A 16,626-nucleotide genomic window follows, 5' to 3' on the forward strand; every position below is an offset into this window, starting at 1 on the left:
TTTGGCGTCCATGAGGACGCCTTCGCGGGCAAGCCCCACAATGTCCGCGTCGTACAAAAAAATCTGTGCACACCAAAGAACCTGTGGGAGCGGGCTTGCCCGCGATGGCGTCAGCCCAAACAACACTTGCATCGGCTCATTGCCAATAGTCAGATAGACGCTACAAAACACATCAGAAATGAGCCCCCTCCCATGCGTCAACTGCCCTCGCTCAACATGCTGCGCGTCTTCGAAGAGGTCGCGCGGCATCGCAGTTTCAGCCAGGCAGCCCTGGAACTGAACGTCACCCAGGGCGCCGTCAGCCGGCAGATCAAACAACTGGAAGACTACCTTGGCGTGGCGCTGTTCGTCCGCACGCCCCAGGGCCTGACCCTGACCGAAACCGGCACCGCCCTCTCCCCGCACCTGGCGCAAGCCTTCGACCACATCGAACGCGCCCTGCAAGCGGTGCGCGTGCCCAATCTGCGCCAACGCCTGCGCATCGTCGCGCCGCCAACCTGGGCCACACGCTGGCTTTCCGCACACCTGCGCGCCTTCGTTCAGCGCTACCCCGATATCAGTCTGAGCGTGACCAACCAGATGGGCCACGAGAGTCTTGCGGAAATCGACTGCCATATCCGCTTCGGCCTCGAAGCCGCCAGCCATTGCAGCAGTCGGTTGCTGGTGATGGAACGGCACATCGCCGTGGCCAGTCCGGAGTTGTTCAATGGCGAGCAGCCACCGGACCTGCGGCAGTTTCCATTGCTGCATATCCTGCACGACGGCAAGCGCCTGAAGGTCTGGGAGAACTGGCTGGCGGCCATGGGCCGAGAGGATGTCGATGCCGGGCAAGGGCTGGAATTCAGCACCCTGGACCAGGTGATCCACACCGCACTGGCGGGCGGCGGGCTGGCGGTGATCGACCGGCAGATGATCGAAAAGGAACTGGCCAATGGCAGCCTGCTGCCGATCACCCCGGTGGAGGTGGTCGGGCCCTATGGCTATTGGCTGGATGTGGCGAATGACAAGCAGGGCTTGTCGAAGGTGCAGTTGTTTACCGAGTGGCTGGGACTGGTGTAGGAGCTGCCGCAGGCTGTGATCTTTTGATCTTGTTTTTTTGAAAAATCAAAATCAAAAGATCGCAGCCTGCGGCAGCTCCTACAGGGGGCGTGCCAATCTGTCAGATGGGTGTTGCGGCTTTCACCGATACCACCACGCTCTCCTCCACCGGACTCTGCGCCTTGCACGCCTGGCTCAAGGTCAGCGACTTGGTCTCCGGCGCCCAGGCCCAGGACAGCAAGGCACCCAGCGCCAGAATCGCCGCGAGAATGCCCATGGTCGGGCTCAAGCCAATCCCCGCCACGCTCACCGGCAACAGGAAAGTGCTGATCGCCGAACCCAGGCGACTCACCGCCGTGGCCAGGCCGATACCACTGGCGCGCACTTCGGTCGGGAAGCTCTCGGCCGGGAACACGCCCACCAGATTGCTCACCGCCGACAGCACCAGGGTGAACACGCCGAACACCAGCACCATCAGCCACGCCGCGCTGCCCGGCAATACTGCCAGCAGGAACAACGCCAGCGCCAGAATGATGAACGAGTTGATCAGGAACCCGCGCCGGGTGAACTTGATGGTGCACCAGATGCCGATCAGTGCGCCGAGGATCAGCAGCATGTTCAACATCAGTTCGGTACCGAAGCCTTCGGCCAGGCCCATCTTCTGCAGGATCGACGGCAGGAAGGTGTAGATGGCGAAGTACGGCATCACGATGCACACGAAGAACAGGCAGTTGAACGCCGTGCGCTTGCGGTATTCACGGCTGAACAGCACCGCGTAGCCGGAACGGGTTTCGGTCGACGGGGTTTCGTCGAGTTCGACGTGCTCGCCCAGGTGTTTCTTGACGATGGCCCGGGCCTCGGCGATGCGGCCCTGATTGACCAGCCAGCGCGGCGATTCCGGGGTGCCGATGCGGGCGATCAGGATCATCGCCGCCGGGATCGCCGACGAGGCCAGCATCCAGCGCCAGGCGTCGTCGCCGAGGCTGAGCATGGCGGTGCCGACGAAAGTCGCGGCGACATAGCCGAAGGTCCAGATCACGCTGAACGAGCCGAGCAACACACCGCGATGCTTCTTTGGTGAAAACTCGGCGAGCATGGCGTGGCCGACACTGAAGTCACCGCCCAGGCCGATACCGATCAGCACCCGGCACAGGAACAGCGCCATGGCCGACTCGACGTAGAACTGCATGACCGAGGCGAGGGTGATCAGCACGAAGCTGACCAGGAAGATTTTCTGCCGGCCGACCTTGTCGGAAATCCAGCCGAAGAACAGGCTGCCGAGAAACAGGCCGATCAGGGCCGAAGCGCCGATCAGGCCCTGCCAGAATGCATCCAGCTGCATCTGCGGGCTCAGCAAGGTGAATGCGATACCGATCAGGCCGAGGATATAGCCGTCGGTGAAGTGTGCGCCAAACGTCAGGCCGGCAATCTTGATATGAAAGCGGCCGATGGGCAGGTCGTCGATTTTTACCGGTTGTACGGACATGTAAATCTCCAATTGTTGTTATTGACGGAGAAATGAAGCGTGTAACTCCTGTAGGAGCGCGCTTGCTCGCGATGGACTTGAGAACTCTGCGGGGTGTCAGGCTCCCTGCGATATCGTTGACGTCCATCGCGAGCAAGCTCGCTCCTACAGGGGTGTTGGGGGATTACAAACCGCCCATCAACAGGTATTTGATTTCCAGGTAGTCATCCAGGCCGTACTTCGAACCCTCGCGACCCAGGCCCGATTCCTTGATGCCGCCGAACGGCGCCACTTCCGTGGAAATGATTCCTTCGTTGATCCCGACCATGCCGGCTTCCAGGCCTTCGGCCATGCGCCAGACGCGGCCGATGTCGCGGCTGTAGAAGTAGGCGGACAAACCGAATGGCGTGTCGTTGGCCTTTTGCAGCACCTCGGCTTCATCCTTGAAACGGAAGCAGGCAGCCACCGGTCCGAAGGTTTCATCCTGGGCGATCAGCATGTCGCTGCTGGCTTCGGCAAGAATCGTCGGCTCATAGAACGTACCGCCCAGGGCATGACGACGACCGCCGCACAGGACCTTGGCGCCCTTCTCCACCGCATCGCTCACGTGCAGCTCAACCTTGGCCAGTGCGGCGCCGTTGATCAGCGGGCCTTGTTCGGTTTCACCGTCCAACGCACTGCCGACGCGCATGGCTGCAACGGCTTCGGCGAGTTTGCCGGTGAAGGCTTCATACACGCCGTCCTGAATGAAGAAGCGGTTCACGCAAACGCAGGTCTGCCCGGTGTTGCGAAATTTCGAAGCCATCGCGCCTTTGACCGCCGCGTCCAGATCGGCGTCGTCGAACACAATGAACGGCGCGTTGCCACCCAGTTCCAGCGAGACCTTTTTCAAAGTGTCGGCGGCCTGGCGCATCAGCAATTTGCCGGTGCGGGTCGAGCCGGTGAACGACAGCTTGCGCACGATGCTCGACGCTTGCAGCGCGCCACCGATCGCCACGGCATCACCGGAAACGACGTTGAATACACCGGCCGGAATCCCGGCCTGCTCGGCCAGCACCGCCAGGGCGAAGGCCGACAGCGGGGTTTCTTCCGAAGGCTTGAGGATCATCGTGCAACCGGCAGCCAGCGCCGGACCAACCTTGCGGGTGACCATGGCCAGGGGGAAATTCCACGGCGTGATCGCCGCGACCACGCCTATGGCCTCCTTGACCACAATGATCCGCGCATCGGCCTTGTGGCTCGGGATCACATCGCCGTAGGCACGCTTGGCTTCTTCCGCGAACCACTCCAGGAAGCTCGCGGCGTAGACGACTTCGCCCATGGCTTCGGCCAATGGCTTGCCCTGTTCGCGGCTGAGCAGCGTGGCCAGTTCCTTCTGGTTGCCCAGCATCAAGTCGCTCCAGCGCTTGAGGCGCTGGCTGCGCTCCTTGGCGGTCAGCTTGCGCCACGCCGGCAAGGCGCGGTTGGCCGCTTCGATGGCTAACCGGGTCTCTTCAGCGCCGGCCTTTTGCACCTCGGCGATCAGCTCGCCGTTGGCCGGGTTCAGCACCGGGTAAGTCTGCCCGCCGCCGGACCATTGGCCATCGATGAAATTGCCGTGACGAATCAACGCGCTCATGCCACGGCCTCGGTCAGGTTGAAGCGCTCCAGCCCCGGACGGGCGGTACGCAGGATGCGCTTGCCGGCGGTGTAATCGTTGATCACGTCGCACGGCGTGTAGTTGCGCTCCAGTTCATGCAGTTCTTCGGCGTCGAGCCTGGTCTCCAGGGCCGCCAGGGCACTGTCGAATTGCTCGGTGGTGTCGGCGCCGACCAGCATGCAATCCACGCCTGGGTGGTTGGCCACCCACGCCTGGGCGATCTGCGCGTTGGACACGCCACGGGCACGGGCCACGCGCTGCACCGAATGGGCGATTTCGAACGAAGCTTCGTCGCTGTACATCTGCTGGGTGAAGAAGTCCGTCTGGTTGCGGGTCGACTGTGCGTCGCCGGTCAACAAGCCACGGGCCAACGGGCTGAACACCGAGACGCCGAGGCCCTGGTCGCGGCAGAACGGGATCATCTCGCGTTCTTCTTCACGGTAGGCGCAGTTCAGTTGCAGCTGCATGTTGATCGGCTTGACCCAGCCATTGCGCTCGCAGGCCATGAGAATTTTTGCCAGTTGCCCGGTGAGCATGGTCGACACGCCGATGTAGCGGGCCTTGCCGGAACGCACGATGTCATTCATCGCGCTCATGGTTTCTTCGACCGGGGTGTTGACGTCGAAGTAGTGCAGCATGAAGACGTCGACGTAATCCATGTCCAGGCGTTTGAGCGAAGCATCGATGCTGTCCATGATGTGCTTGCGCGAGTGGCCGCTGGCATTGATACCGCTGCGGGTGCCGTAGCCGACCTTGGTGGTGATCACCAGGTCTTCGCGCCGGGCCAATCGCTTGACGATGCGCCCCACCACTTCCTCGCCGACACCGGCGGAATAGAAGTCCGCCAGGTCGATGAAGTTCACGCCGTTGTCCAGTGCGTGCTTGACGATCGGTTCGCTTTTCTTCTCATCGAAGATCCACGGTTTCCAGTCCGGGGTGCCCATGTTCATGGTGCCCAGGCACAGGCGGGAGACTTCAAGGCCGGAGTTGCCCAAACGAATGTATTGCATGGCGCGGACCTCAGGCTTTTGGCGTGTAGAAAGGGTTGCTGATGTGATCGACCACATCCTTGAGCTGTGCGGTTTCCGGCTTGCCGGTCAGGGCGGCACGGATCGCGGTGCGGCAGGCGTTGTAGTTGTTCAGGTACACCGCATCGAGGTCGTCGCAGGCCGGGTTGACCCAGTTGGCGGTCACGATGGCCCACTCGTCCTCGGCTTCCGGCGGCAGGGTGCCGTCGAGCAGCGCTTCCAGAACCGCCTTGGCGATACCGGCCTGGGACGCGCCCCAGGTCGCATTGCCGTGCAGGTCGCTGCCGATCGCGGCCTTGTTCACATACAGGGTCATCGGCTTGACCGGGATGTTCGGCTGGGCGATCACCATGAACGGGCAATGGCCCTGGCTTGGCGACGCCAGGCTGTTGGCGAACGCCTGCCCTGCCGGGCCGTTGCGCGGGCCGATCAGGATGTTGATGTGCGCGGCGTTCACGCCAGGGCCTTCGAAGCCTTCACCGATGTACAGGTCGAGTTCTTTCATGAGTCGTTACTCTTCAGGGAGTTTTGGTTGATCAGCAGCGCACGCAAGCACGAGGCCTGGCGTGGCAGATGTCTGGGCTCGAAGAGCGCAGCAGATCGCTGGCGAAGACGCGGCAGTGATGATGAGTCATGGTTGCAAACGCTCTTTTTTGTTGTTGATGAGCTGGTTTGCGATTTTTTAACACCGGGGGTTGGCGGGGCTGTAACCATTAAAAGTCATGAGGGCATGACTTCAAGTCATACCCTGACGATCCCTGTAGGAGCTGCCGAAGGCTGCGATCTTTTGATCTTGATCTTTAAAATCAAAATCAAAAGATCGCAGCCTTCGGCAGCTCCTACAGGGATCGTGATTATTGCGTCATCGGTTGCTTTTTCATGGAGTCCTTGGACATGGCATCTTTTTTCATCGTGTCTTTCGACATGGTGTCTTTCTTCATCGTGTCCTTGGACATTGCATCCTTTTTCATCGACGTATCTTTTTTCATGGCATCTTTGGACATGGCGCCCTTGCTCATGCTGTCGTTGCTCATCGTGTCAGCTGCGAACACGGAGGCAGCGCCAACAGCCAGGCACACGGACAGTACAACGGTGGTCAACTTTTTCATGATGAAACTCCTTGGAGCGTGGGGTGTGGAGGTTTGAAAGGGCCAGGCATCCGTCAGCTGCCACCGAACCAGTTGTAGCCCTGGTCTTCCCAGTAGCCGCCGCTGTAGGTGTTGCTGACGAAAATCGCCTGAATGTGTTTGGGGTTCTTGTAGCCAAGCTTGGTGGGCATGCGCAGCTTCATCGGGAAGCCGTATTCGCGCGGCAGCACCGCGCCGTCCCAGGTCAGCGCGAGCAAGGTTTGCGCGTGCAGCGCAGTGGCCATGTCGATGCTGGTGTAGTAGTCGTCGGCGCATTTGAAGCCGACGTATCTGGCGTCGGTGTCGGCGCCGATGCGCTTGAGGAAATCGCTGAAGCGCACGCCGCCCCACCGTCCGATCGCGCTCCAGCCTTCGACGCAAATGTGCCGGGTGATCTGCTCGGTCTGGGCCATGGCGCGCAGTTCTTCGAGGCGCCAGCTGCGCTTGTTGGCAACCAGGCCGCTGACCTCCAGGCGATAGGTCTCCTCCTCCACTGTCGGCGCCTCGTCGATGCCGTAAAAAGCGTTGAACGGAAACGGCCGGGTGATCATCGATGCGGGATAGGTCGGCGCCATCGCGTTGGGGTTGAACAGCCAGCCCTGTACCCGGTCGTTGAAGCGCGACATGGAGGACAGCGCGGTGTCGACGCTTTCGTTGTCGGTGATGTTGCAACCGGACAACATGGCCACGCCGCCGAGGGTCAGGCCACGCAGCAGGAACGAACGCCGCGAGCGGTCTTCGATTTGCGGGGCGAGGATCTTGCGGGCATCGGTGAGGATCGAAGATTCGTCCAGCCCGGGGATCTGAATACGCTTTTTCATGCTTGCTCCTTGCGGCCGACGATCATGGCCAACAACGTTTTCGGCACCAGCGCGACCATCAGCAGATGGACCGCCACGAAGGCCACCAACAGCGCCATGGCGAAGAAATGCACACGGCGTGCGCCTTCGTAACCGAACATCAATTCACGCAGCAGCGGAAACTGCACCGACTTCCACAGCACCAGCCCGGAGAGCACCAGCAGCGTGATGTCGACCATCACGAACAGGTAGGCAACGCGTTGTACCTGGTTGTAATGGTTGAGGTCGGCGTGCCCGAGTTTTCCGCGCAAGGCGGCCCACAGGTCATGCAGTACACCTTTGGGCGAGACCGGAAAGAAGCGCCGCTTCAGGCGCCCGCTGAACAGGTTGAAGGCCAGGTAGATCAAGCCGTTGATCGCCAGGAACCACATCGCCGCGAAATGCCATTGCAGCGCGCCACCGAGCCAGCCGCCGAGGGTGATCGACGTGGGAAAACTGAATTCGTAGAGGGGCGAGGCGTTGTAGATGCGCCAACCGCTGGTGACCATCACCAGCACCGCCAGGGCGTTGAGCCAGTGGGTCAGGCGTAACCAGCGTGGATGACTGGCCTTGGGTGAAGCAGTTGACTGCGACATGTCCGGCTCCCATGTGTTGTTGTTCGTTGGGGCCGAGTATGGGAGCCGGAAGATCGCCAAATCCTCACGTAAAGTTAAATTAAACGTGATAACTGCTCATTCACTGCCGACCACCCCCCTGTAGGAGTGAGCCTGCTCGCGATAGCGGTCTGTCATTCAACATTGAAGGCGACTGATGGACCGTCATCGCGAGCAGGCTCACTCCTACAGGGTTCTGTGGTAGTCCGTCGGATGCGCAATTATGCTTAAATGCCGCCCCCCACAAATGACCGACCCAAACCGATGAACCCTGAAGCCCTCGCCACCCTCGACCAGCACCTGCTGACCGCCCTCGCAGCCGCCCCTGCCGAAACCCGTCGCCTGTTCCACGGCCGTGGCCGCTGCTGGCCGGGGCTGGAGCAAGTGACCGTGGACTGGCTGCAGGGCGTAGTGCTGGTGGCGTTGTTCAAGGAGCCGGAGGCGGCGCAACTGGAAGACCTGAAACAGCGGCTGATGGCAATCACCCAGTCTGATCAGTGGGCACAATCCGGCGCCCATACGCTGTTGCTGCAACATCGCTACCTGCTGCAAAGCACCACCGAATGGCTGCTGGGCGAAGTCATCGATGAAATGACCATCACCGAGGGTGGCCTGAAGTACCGGGTCGACCTGGGCCGCAAGCAGAACACCGGGCTGTTCCTCGACATGCGTTATGGCCGCGACTGGGTCCGCGCCAATGCACAGGGCAAGCGGGTGCTGAACCTGTTCGCCTACACCTGCGGCTTCTCGGTGGCGGCCATCGAAGGCGGCGCGAGCCACGTGGTCAACCTCGACATGTCCAGCCCGGCCCTGAGCCGCGGCCGCGACAATCACCGCCTCAACGGCCACGACTTGAGCAAGGTCAGCTTCCTCGGCCACGACCTGTTCAAGTCCTGGGGCAAAGTGATCGGCAAGGGGCCGTATGACCTGGTGATCATCGACCCGCCGTCGTTCCAGAAAGGCAGTTTCTTGCTGACCAAGGATTACCAGCGGGTGCTGCGTCGGTTGCCGGAATTGCTCAGCGCACAAGGTACCGTGCTGGCCTGCATGAACGACCCGGCGTTTGGCGCCGACTTCCTGATCGATGGCGTGACACGTGAGGCGCCGAGCCTGCGGTTCGAGCAGCGGCTGGAGAATCCGCCGGAGTTTCCGGATGCGGATGTTGAGTGTGGGTTGAAGGCGTTGGTGTTCAGGCTCGGCAATTGAAAAACGAAAGATCGCAGCCTGCGGCAGCTGCTACAGGATATACAAAACCCTGTAGGAGCTGCCGCAGGCTGCGATCTTTTGATTCTAAGGGCGTGTAGCTAAACCAGCCACCGACGGATGCCTTCCCTCTCCCGCCACCTCATCAATCTGCGCCATGCTCAAGTGCGCGGTTTCCCTCAAGAAGAACGAGCAGACCGCGACAATCGCCAGCGCCACCGAGCCGTACACGGCTACACCCACCGCATTGTGATGGGTGGCAATCAGGATCGCCGTGGCCACGCTCGACGCCGTACCGCCGCCAAGTGCAGCGCCGATCTGGTAGGCGGCGGACATCCCCGAATAGCGCATCTCCCGGGGGAACTGCTCTGCGAGGAAGGCCGGAATCGGCCCCTGTGTCGCTCCCATGAACGCGCCAACCGCGATGTAGGCCAGGGTCGATACCAGCAGGCTTTTCATGCCGACCAATGGGAAGAAAGCAAAGAACCCGACGGCCATGATGACTGCACCGAGGATCATGACCTTGCGGCGGCCGATCCGGTCGGACAGCAGGGCAAACAGCGGCGCGGTCACCACGATGGCCACCGACAGCGAAAAATCGAAGATCAGTGCATCGGTGCTGCCGTAACCGATCTGCGTGGCGTACGATAAAAAGAACGTGCTGCCGATGTAGGCAATGGTCACGTAGCCAAACGCGATCCCGGTGCACAGCAGCATTTCTTTCGGCCGCGCCCGCAGTGCCGCGATCAGTGGCATACGCACCGGCGTCTTGTGTTCGACGCGCTGTTCAACTGATTTTTGCAGCCGCGCATAGAGCCCGATCAACACCAGCACACCGCCCAGCCAGAAGGGAATGCGCCAGGCGAAATCGGCGAGATTATCGTTGGAGGCGACACTGACAATGCCGAACACTGCTGCGCCGAGGATGCCGCCAATGCCGATCCCCATGCTGGTGAAACTGCCCCACAACCCTCGTCGACCGGGCGGCGCCGACTCGATGCCGAACAGCGCCGCCCCGCCCCACTCACCACCGGCGGCGAAGCCTTGTATCAACCGCAGCAACACCAGCAGTGCCGGCGCGGCCAGGCCTATCGACGAATAGCCCGGCAGGCAGCCGATCAACAGGGTGCTCAAGCCCATCAGCAACAGGGTGATCACCAGCATTTTCTGGCGGCCGATCCTGTCGCCGTAGTGCCCGAACACCATGCCGCCCAATGGCCGGGCAAAAAAGCCCGCACCAAAGGCGCCAAAGGCAAACAGCGTGGCGGTGAGCGGGTCCATCTGCGGGAAGAACACCTTGGGAAACACCAGCGCCGCCGCCGTGCCGTAGATGACGAAGTCATAGAACTCCAGCGCGGTGCCCATGCCGGAGACGAAGAAGGTTCTGAGGGCGGACTGCGAACCCGCCGGGGAATGACCGTAACTAGCCATATCGAGTGCTCTTTTTGTTGTTATGGAGGACGTCGTTTCAGAAGCGCTGGAAGCCGTCGCGGGCCAGCAGCATCGGGTTGCCGGCGGCGTATTCGAGGACCGCGTTTTCGCTGTCGATGCCGATGGTCAGCAGGGTTTCCCAGCGCTCGGTGGCCGGCAGGCTCAGGTCCGGATGGAAACAGATCGGCGCCTCGTCGCCGGCGTCACCGCACATGGCCGCTGCCCGGCGATTCAAGTCGCCATGGATCATGCCGACCCGGGCCGCGTTGACATGGGCCAGGCGTGCGTAGGTGGTCGATGCATCCGGCGTTCGCTCGCCAAGGCTCAGCACCGGGTCAAGGAAGTGATTGGTGTGGGTGATCCAGCCGTCTTCGCCGGGCAGGACCACGGCGGTGCCGGCGGCGGACATTTCAATGCTCGCCGCCCGAGGTGCCGTATCACGGTTCGAGAACACGGTCAGGACGGTCGACGCACTGACCCGCGCCGACCGCGCCAGGGCAATGGCCTCTTCAACGCTGGTCGCCTCCTCCAGGATCCGTCGGGCAATGGCGTGCACCGGTACGCCGGCTACCGCGTTGTCGCTGGCGTGGTGGAGGATGTTGAAATGCAGCCCGAGGCCGGCGCTGTTCACACCGATCTTGCCCAGCATGCCGAACTCGGTGAACAGCTTGACGGTCATGCCGCAACGGTTTGTCAGTTGCAGCAGCATGCCGTGGGGTACCAGCGAATCGTGCCAGTCCCAGGTCTGGATGGTCCTGGGCGCATCGACCCCCGACGGCGCGAAGACTGCTGTCGAGCATTCGCCCTCGAGCGAGGCAGGCATCACCGCGAGGATTTCCGTGCGGGCGTTCAGGCTCGCCAGTTGCCACAGGGGAATCCCGGCGCCTTCGGCCGTGGCTCGCAGTTCCTGGGCCAGGCTCGGGCTCCAGTCGGTGAGTGCTTGCAGGCTGGCTTCGCCCAGGGCGCGCACCTGCTCGGGCGCCACGCCCACCTGATTGAAAAAGTCGAGATAGAGCGCCACCGTCTGGCCGATTTGCGCCGCCCAGGTTTCGCCGATTTGCTGGCCTCGGATCTGTGGGTTGTGGGTGTCGGTGACGAAGCAATGCAGTTTCACGGAAGGGTTCCTTTTTACGTTGATGATGTTTGAGAGCACCAGGTCTCTGTAGGAGCCGGCTTGCCGGCGATAAGGATTTGGCAGGAAACATCGGTGTTGATTGATCTGCCGTCATCGCCGGCAAGCCGGCTCCTACAGGTCCCGGCGTTAGGGATTGCGGGTGTAGATTTCGCGGCCGGCGAACCAGGTCTGCAACACCCGGGTATCGCGCAGGGCTTCGGGCTTGACCGTGAAGACATCCCGGTCGAGGACGATCATGTCGGCCTGTTTGCCAGGCTTGAGCGAACCGATCTGTTCTTCAAGGCGCAGGGTGCGGGCGGCGTTGAGGGTGTAGGCCTGGAACATGGTCTGGCGGTCGATGTCTTCGGCGGCGTTGAGCACGCCTTTGGGGCCGGTGCGGCTGACCGCCTGGTAGATCGCCTTCCACGGATCCGGCGTGGTGATCGGCCAGTCGCTGGCGCCGGCAATGGTCGCGCCGTTCTTGAGCAACGAGCGGGCCGGGTACGAATACAGGAAGGCCATGGCACTGACATAGGGCTTGACCAGATCCATGCTCGACTCATCGGCCATGGCCCAATACAGCTGCATCGAGGCAATCACGTTGAGGGTTTTGAACCGGGCGAATTCCTTGGGGTTGACCATTTGCAGGTGCGTGATGGAGTGGGGAATCCCGCTTTGTCGATCCTTGCGCGCCTGTTCGATGCCGTTGAGCGATTCACGCACCGCGCGGTCGCCAATCGCGTGGATGTGCACCAGCCAGCCACGGGCGTCGGCAGCGCTGACCAGTTCGCCGAAGTGCGCCGGATCGATCAGCAATTCGCCGGATTTTTTCGAGTTCTTGTAGGGCTCCAGCATGGCGGCGCTTTGCGCCGGGACTTCCGCCACGCCGTCGGCAAACACCTTGATCCCCGGCAGGGTCAGGTTGGGCACGCCGAGGAACTGCTGGCGAACCTTGTCCAGTTCATCGAGATCGGCCGGTGTGGCTTTCGAATCGGCCATCAGCAGTGCGGCCACATGCGCGGTCAGCTCGCCGCGTTCGGCCAGCGCCTTGTAGATCGGCAACACCCCCAGCGATTGATTGTTCACATCGCCGCCGGGAATTTCATTGGCGATGGGGTCCATCCAACCGGTGATGCCCAGGCTTTTGTAATAGTCGAGTGCTGCACGCGCGCCCGCCATCAATTCCTCGGTGGTCGGCGGGGGCAGCAGGGCCTGCACCGGATACAGTCCGGCGTCGACCAGGAAGCCATTGGGCTGTCCATCGTCGTGATGCCCGATCGTGGCCTGCTCTTCGTCCTTCAACGCCTTGACCCGCGCGGCATCCACACCGGCACGCTGGAGCATGGCCCGGTTGGCCCACCCCGTGTGCAGGTCCCAGCCCAGAAAGAGAATCGGCGTGTCAGCCCATTCGCCCTGATTGAAGCGCTGCTCAAGTGCCTCGACCTGGCTCCAGTAAGTCGATGGCAGGCCGCCGACGCTGAGGATGTCACCGTGTTTGGCCTTGCCGTCTTCGCGCCACTGGCGCAGGCGTTTTTCCAGCTCATCGAGCACCAGCAACTCGCCGTCCAGATTGGCCTGACGCAATTGCAGGCCGCCCTTCACCGTGTGTGAGTGCGAGTCGATAAACCCCGGCATCAGCACCTTGCCGCCCAGGTCGACGATGCGCGTACCCGGCTGTTTGAGCCGCAGCACCTGGGCATCGGAACCCACTGCCGAAACCTTGCCGTTCTCGACCGCGATGGCCTGCTGCAAGGGCTGGCCAGGTTCGGCGGTGTACACCCTGGCGTTGTGCAGGATGAGATCGACAGCGGCCATACTTTCCATCGAGGAACAGGCCAGAGCAAGTGACGCGGCCAGGGTCAGAATCTGTTTCATGGGTGGCTCTTTATTTTTGTTGGGCTGTAGCCAAGACTATCCAAGCCGAATCGAGAACTGAATGCCTGCTCCCGCACAACTTCTGTGCCTATCAGGAATAGATAAATGGATAAAATGAGTGCCCTGACCATGTTCGTCGCCACCGCCGAACAGGGTAATTTCAGCCGCGCCGCCGACCTGCTCGGTAAGACCCCATCGGCTTTGACCAAGGCCGTGGCCCAACTGGAGGAAGAACTCGGCACGCGCCTGTTCGACCGCACCACCCGGCGCATGGCGCTGACCGAAGCCGGTCGCATCTACCTGGAAGGCGCACGCCAGGCGCTGATGCAACTGCAACTGGCCACCGAGGACGTGGAGCAGTTGCAGCATGAGCTGCGCGGCGACCTGCGGATCACCGCCCCGCCCTCGTTCGCACCGGCTTTTCTGAACCAGGTGTGCTGTCGCTTTTTGACCGCGCACCCGCAGGTCAAACTGGAAGTGGACCTGAGCGATAACTTCGAAGACCCGGTGGACGGCGGCTACGACCTGGCCCTGCGCGACGGCCCCATCGACCTGCCTGGCGTGATCGCGCAGCCGCTGGTGGAAAATCAGATGTTGCTCTGCGCCAGCCCGGCTTACCTGGCGCGCAAGGGCGAGGATGTTTCACTGGACAATTATCAGCAGCACGACTGGCTGATCTTCCGCCACCCGCTGCTCAACCGGCATTTCTGGTGGGTCAAACAAGGCGAACAACGGATTCGGCTGACACAACCGACGCCGCGGGTAGCCAGCGACAACTTTGATTTTCTGCTGGCCTGCCTGCTCGATGGGCAAGGTTTGCAGTTCATCCCGCAATGGAGTGCCGCGCCCTATCTGGCGCGTGGCGAACTGGTCGAGTTGATGCCGCAGTACTGGCGTGAACCCAGTGCGTTCGGGCCGTGGATCTACGTGCTGTACCTGGCCCACCGGCGCAACACGCGCAAGGTGAAAGTGTTCATCGAATACCTCAAGGCGCATTGGCAGGAACAGCAGGGCTGAAGACCGTATAGCGCCCTTCGCGAGCAGGCTCGTTCCCACAATGGAATGCAGTTCAACTGTGGGACCGAGCCTGCTCGCGAAGGCGACGGCTTGGTCAACCAGACAATCCGGATTAACGCGGCTGCAACACCAGCGCAAACAACTCGCCATGCCCGTTCACGTTGAGCTTGTGATAGAGGTTGCGCCGGTGCACTTTCACCGTCTCCGGAGAGATGCCCATTTGCTGGGCAATGGCCTTGCTGGAGAAGCCCTGGAGAATCAGGCGCGCGGTTTCGATTTCCCGCAGCGTCAGGCGGGCATCGAAGCGATCGAGCAAGGTCGCCAGATCGCCGGCCGGCGGTTCGGCGACCGGCCCTTCCGGAGGCTGCAAATCCAGGTGTCGGCGCATCGCCGACAGCACCCAGTCCCGCACGCACAGCAGGCGCCCCTGATCCTCAAGGCTGAAGCGCGTCGAACGCCCGAGGGACAGGCCGAGTACGGCACCGTCGAGGTTGACCATGAACTGCAACTCGTCGCCACCGACCACGGTGCTGAAGTAACTCAGGTAGTACTCGCTGTGCTGGAACTGGTCGGGGGCCACCGATTCGAGGCTGTGCAAGCCGTCGGCGATGCCGGCGCAAACGGCTTGATAGAACGGATCGAGCAGGTACATGCCGGCGCGGTAATCCGCCAGTTCTTCCTGCTCGGCACTGTTGCCCTTGGCATCGAAATCAATCAGCAGGTGCGGTACGTGGCCCGAGCGCATCAACGCCACCAGCGCGTTGTCCAGCGGCACCAACAGCCGCAGGGTATCGACCAGCGCCCGCCAGAAACCATCCCGCCCCACCGTCGTGAAGACCCGCGCCAGCCCCTGGTGCACCGGCAACTCTTTCAACAACGCGTCCACGCACTACCCCTTTTGAGTAACCCATGATGGGAATGGGTGAAGGCCACCCCGGTCGATACGCTGCAAACTCCTGATTACCACCGGCCGCAACAGGCCAGGAGTGCCGCATCATGAGTCGTCACCGCTTGTATTTCAATCTGGGGTTTGGCGCCTGTCTGGCGGTGTCGCTGTCGGCGCAAGCCGTCGAAGCCCCGACCGTGCACGTGTACAACTGGTACGACTACATCGGCCCCACGACCCTGCACGACTTCAAGCGTGATACCGGGATCGCGCCGGTCTACGACACCTTCGACAGCGCCGAAGTGCTCGAAGGCAAGCTGCTCACCAGCCGCAGCGGCTACGACGTGGTGGTGGCCAGCAACTTCAGTCTGCCGACCCTGATCAAGGCCGGTGCCCTCGCCCCACTGCCCCGGGCGCAAATGCCGGACTTCAAGAACATGGACACCGATCTGCTGGCAAAACTGGCCAACAATGATCCGGGCAACCAGTACGCCGTGCCGTATCTTTGGGGCACCAACGGCATCGGCTACAACGTCGACAAAGTGCGCGCGGTACTGGGCGACAAGGCGCCGGTGGATTCCTGGGACCTGGTGTTCAAGGAAGAGAACCTGGCCAAACTCGGCGAGTGCGGCGTGGCCATGCTCGACTCGCCGTCGGAGATGCTGCCGGTCGCCCTGCACTACCTCGGTCTGCCGCCCAACAGCACCAATCCAGAAGACTACAAGAAAGCCGAAGCGCTGCTGCTCAAGCTGCGGCCGCACATTGCCTACTTCAACTCGTCAAAGTTCATCAGCGACCTGTCCAACGGCAACATCTGCGTGGCGGTCGGCTGGTCCGGCGCCATGCTTGAAGCCAAGACCACCGCCGAGCAGGCCGGCAACGGCGTGAAGATCGCCTACAGCCTGCCCAAGGAAGGCGCGCCGGTGTGGTTCGACACCCTGGTGCTGCTCAAGGACGCCCCGCACCCGGAACAAGGGATGGCCTTCATCGACTACCTGATGCGCCCTGAAGTCATCGCCCCGGTCAGCGACCACCTCAACTACCCCAACGGCAACCGCAGCGCGACCACGCTAGTGGCCGAAGCGACCCGCAACAACCCGGCCGTCTACCCGTCAGCGGAAGCCATGGCCACCCTGTTCACCCTCCAGCCCCTGCCGCCGGCGACCGAGCGCGTGCGTACGCGAATCTGGAGCAAGGTCAAGAACGGCCAATAACCCAAATCCCTGTAGGAGCTGCCGAAGGCTGCGATCTTTTGATCTTTTGTTTTTGTCGATTTGGAATCTTTCAAGATCAAAAGATCGCAGCCTTCGGCAGCTCCTACAGGGGGTGACCGCACTTTTTCTGCCACGA

The 16,626-nt window shown here is 61.8% G+C and carries 15 protein-coding genes; 4 read left to right on the forward strand and 11 right to left on the reverse strand.

The genetic code is table 11. The annotated features are described in order from the left end of the window. Positions 1-192: 192 nt before the first annotated feature. Positions 193-1,059, forward strand: a complete 867-nt coding sequence (locus CD175_RS03570) for a LysR substrate-binding domain-containing protein (protein ID WP_104447690.1) — start codon at positions 193-195, stop codon at positions 1,057-1,059. A 100-nt stretch (positions 1,060-1,159) separates the two neighbouring features. Here the strand turns inward: CD175_RS03570 and CD175_RS03575 are convergent, their stop codons facing one another. The 7 genes from CD175_RS03575 to CD175_RS03610 form a co-directional block, all read right to left on the reverse strand. After that, positions 1,160-2,524 carry an MFS transporter gene (locus CD175_RS03575; RefSeq protein WP_104447691.1) on the reverse strand — a complete coding sequence of 455 codons (1,365 nt, stop codon included), beginning with the start codon at positions 2,522-2,524 and terminating at the stop codon, positions 1,160-1,162. 163 nt (positions 2,525-2,687) lie between these two features. Then, a complete protein-coding gene (locus tag CD175_RS03580; protein WP_104447692.1) occupies positions 2,688-4,121 on the reverse strand; it encodes an NAD-dependent succinate-semialdehyde dehydrogenase in 1,434 nt (477 codons plus the stop codon). Then, positions 4,118-5,152, reverse strand: a complete 1,035-nt coding sequence (locus CD175_RS03585; protein ID WP_104447693.1) for an aldo/keto reductase — start codon at positions 5,150-5,152, stop codon at positions 4,118-4,120. Before CD175_RS03585 ends, CD175_RS03580 begins: the two co-directional genes overlap by 4 nt. 10 nt (positions 5,153-5,162) lie before the next feature. Further along, positions 5,163-5,675: a formaldehyde-activating enzyme gene (fae, locus tag CD175_RS03590; protein WP_007984954.1), complete on the reverse strand. Its 513-nt coding sequence runs from the start codon at positions 5,673-5,675 to the stop codon at positions 5,163-5,165. 349 nt (positions 5,676-6,024) lie between these two features. Further along, positions 6,025-6,279, reverse strand: a complete 255-nt coding sequence (locus tag CD175_RS03600) for a pentapeptide MXKDX repeat protein (protein WP_104447694.1) — start codon at positions 6,277-6,279, stop codon at positions 6,025-6,027. A 53-nt stretch (positions 6,280-6,332) separates the two neighbouring features. Beyond that, positions 6,333-7,118: a molybdopterin-dependent oxidoreductase gene (locus tag CD175_RS03605; protein WP_104447695.1), complete on the reverse strand. Its 786-nt coding sequence runs from the start codon at positions 7,116-7,118 to the stop codon at positions 6,333-6,335. Continuing rightward, positions 7,115-7,732: a cytochrome b/b6 domain-containing protein gene (locus CD175_RS03610; protein WP_104447696.1), complete on the reverse strand. Its 618-nt coding sequence runs from the start codon at positions 7,730-7,732 to the stop codon at positions 7,115-7,117. Before CD175_RS03610 ends, CD175_RS03605 begins: the two co-directional genes overlap by 4 nt. Before the next feature lie 282 nt (positions 7,733-8,014). Between CD175_RS03610 and CD175_RS03620 the strand changes: the two genes are divergently transcribed. Then, complete coding sequence (locus CD175_RS03620) at positions 8,015-8,956, forward strand: class I SAM-dependent methyltransferase (protein WP_104447697.1); 942 nt, start codon at positions 8,015-8,017, stop codon at positions 8,954-8,956. Positions 8,957-9,040: 84 nt separating this feature from the next. Here the strand turns inward: CD175_RS03620 and CD175_RS03625 are convergent, their stop codons facing one another. The 3 genes from CD175_RS03625 to CD175_RS03635 form a co-directional block, all read right to left on the reverse strand. Next, the gene (locus CD175_RS03625; protein WP_104447698.1) at positions 9,041-10,384 is read right to left on the reverse strand and encodes an MFS transporter; all 1,344 of its coding nucleotides are present in this window, start codon (positions 10,382-10,384) and stop codon (positions 9,041-9,043) included. Between the two features lie 37 nt (positions 10,385-10,421). Next, positions 10,422-11,498 (reverse strand): C45 family autoproteolytic acyltransferase/hydrolase, encoded by a 1,077-nt coding sequence (locus CD175_RS03630; protein WP_104447699.1) that lies wholly within the window; start codon positions 11,496-11,498, stop codon positions 10,422-10,424. Between the two features lie 147 nt (positions 11,499-11,645). Further along, on the reverse strand, positions 11,646-13,373 hold the full coding sequence (locus CD175_RS03635; RefSeq protein ID WP_104447700.1) for an amidohydrolase: 1,728 nt from the start codon (positions 13,371-13,373) through the stop codon (positions 11,646-11,648). Between the two features lie 105 nt (positions 13,374-13,478). Between CD175_RS03635 and CD175_RS03640 the strand changes: the two genes are divergently transcribed. Further along, positions 13,479-14,390, forward strand: coding sequence for a LysR family transcriptional regulator (locus tag CD175_RS03640; protein WP_104447701.1), 912 nt, complete (start codon positions 13,479-13,481; stop codon positions 14,388-14,390). A 112-nt stretch (positions 14,391-14,502) separates the two neighbouring features. Here CD175_RS03640 and CD175_RS03645 read toward each other — a convergent pair whose 3' ends face one another. Beyond that, positions 14,503-15,276, reverse strand: a complete 774-nt coding sequence (locus CD175_RS03645) for a helix-turn-helix transcriptional regulator (protein WP_104447702.1) — start codon at positions 15,274-15,276, stop codon at positions 14,503-14,505. A 110-nt stretch (positions 15,277-15,386) separates the two neighbouring features. Here CD175_RS03645 and CD175_RS03650 point away from each other — a divergent pair, with 110 nt between their 5' ends. After that, complete coding sequence (locus tag CD175_RS03650; protein ID WP_104447703.1) at positions 15,387-16,490, forward strand: extracellular solute-binding protein; 1,104 nt, start codon at positions 15,387-15,389, stop codon at positions 16,488-16,490. The last annotated feature ends 136 nt before the right edge of the window (positions 16,491-16,626 follow it).

This window comes from Pseudomonas laurylsulfatiphila (genome assembly GCF_002934665.1).
Classification (GTDB): Bacteria; Pseudomonadota; Gammaproteobacteria; order Pseudomonadales; family Pseudomonadaceae; genus Aquipseudomonas; species Aquipseudomonas laurylsulfatiphila.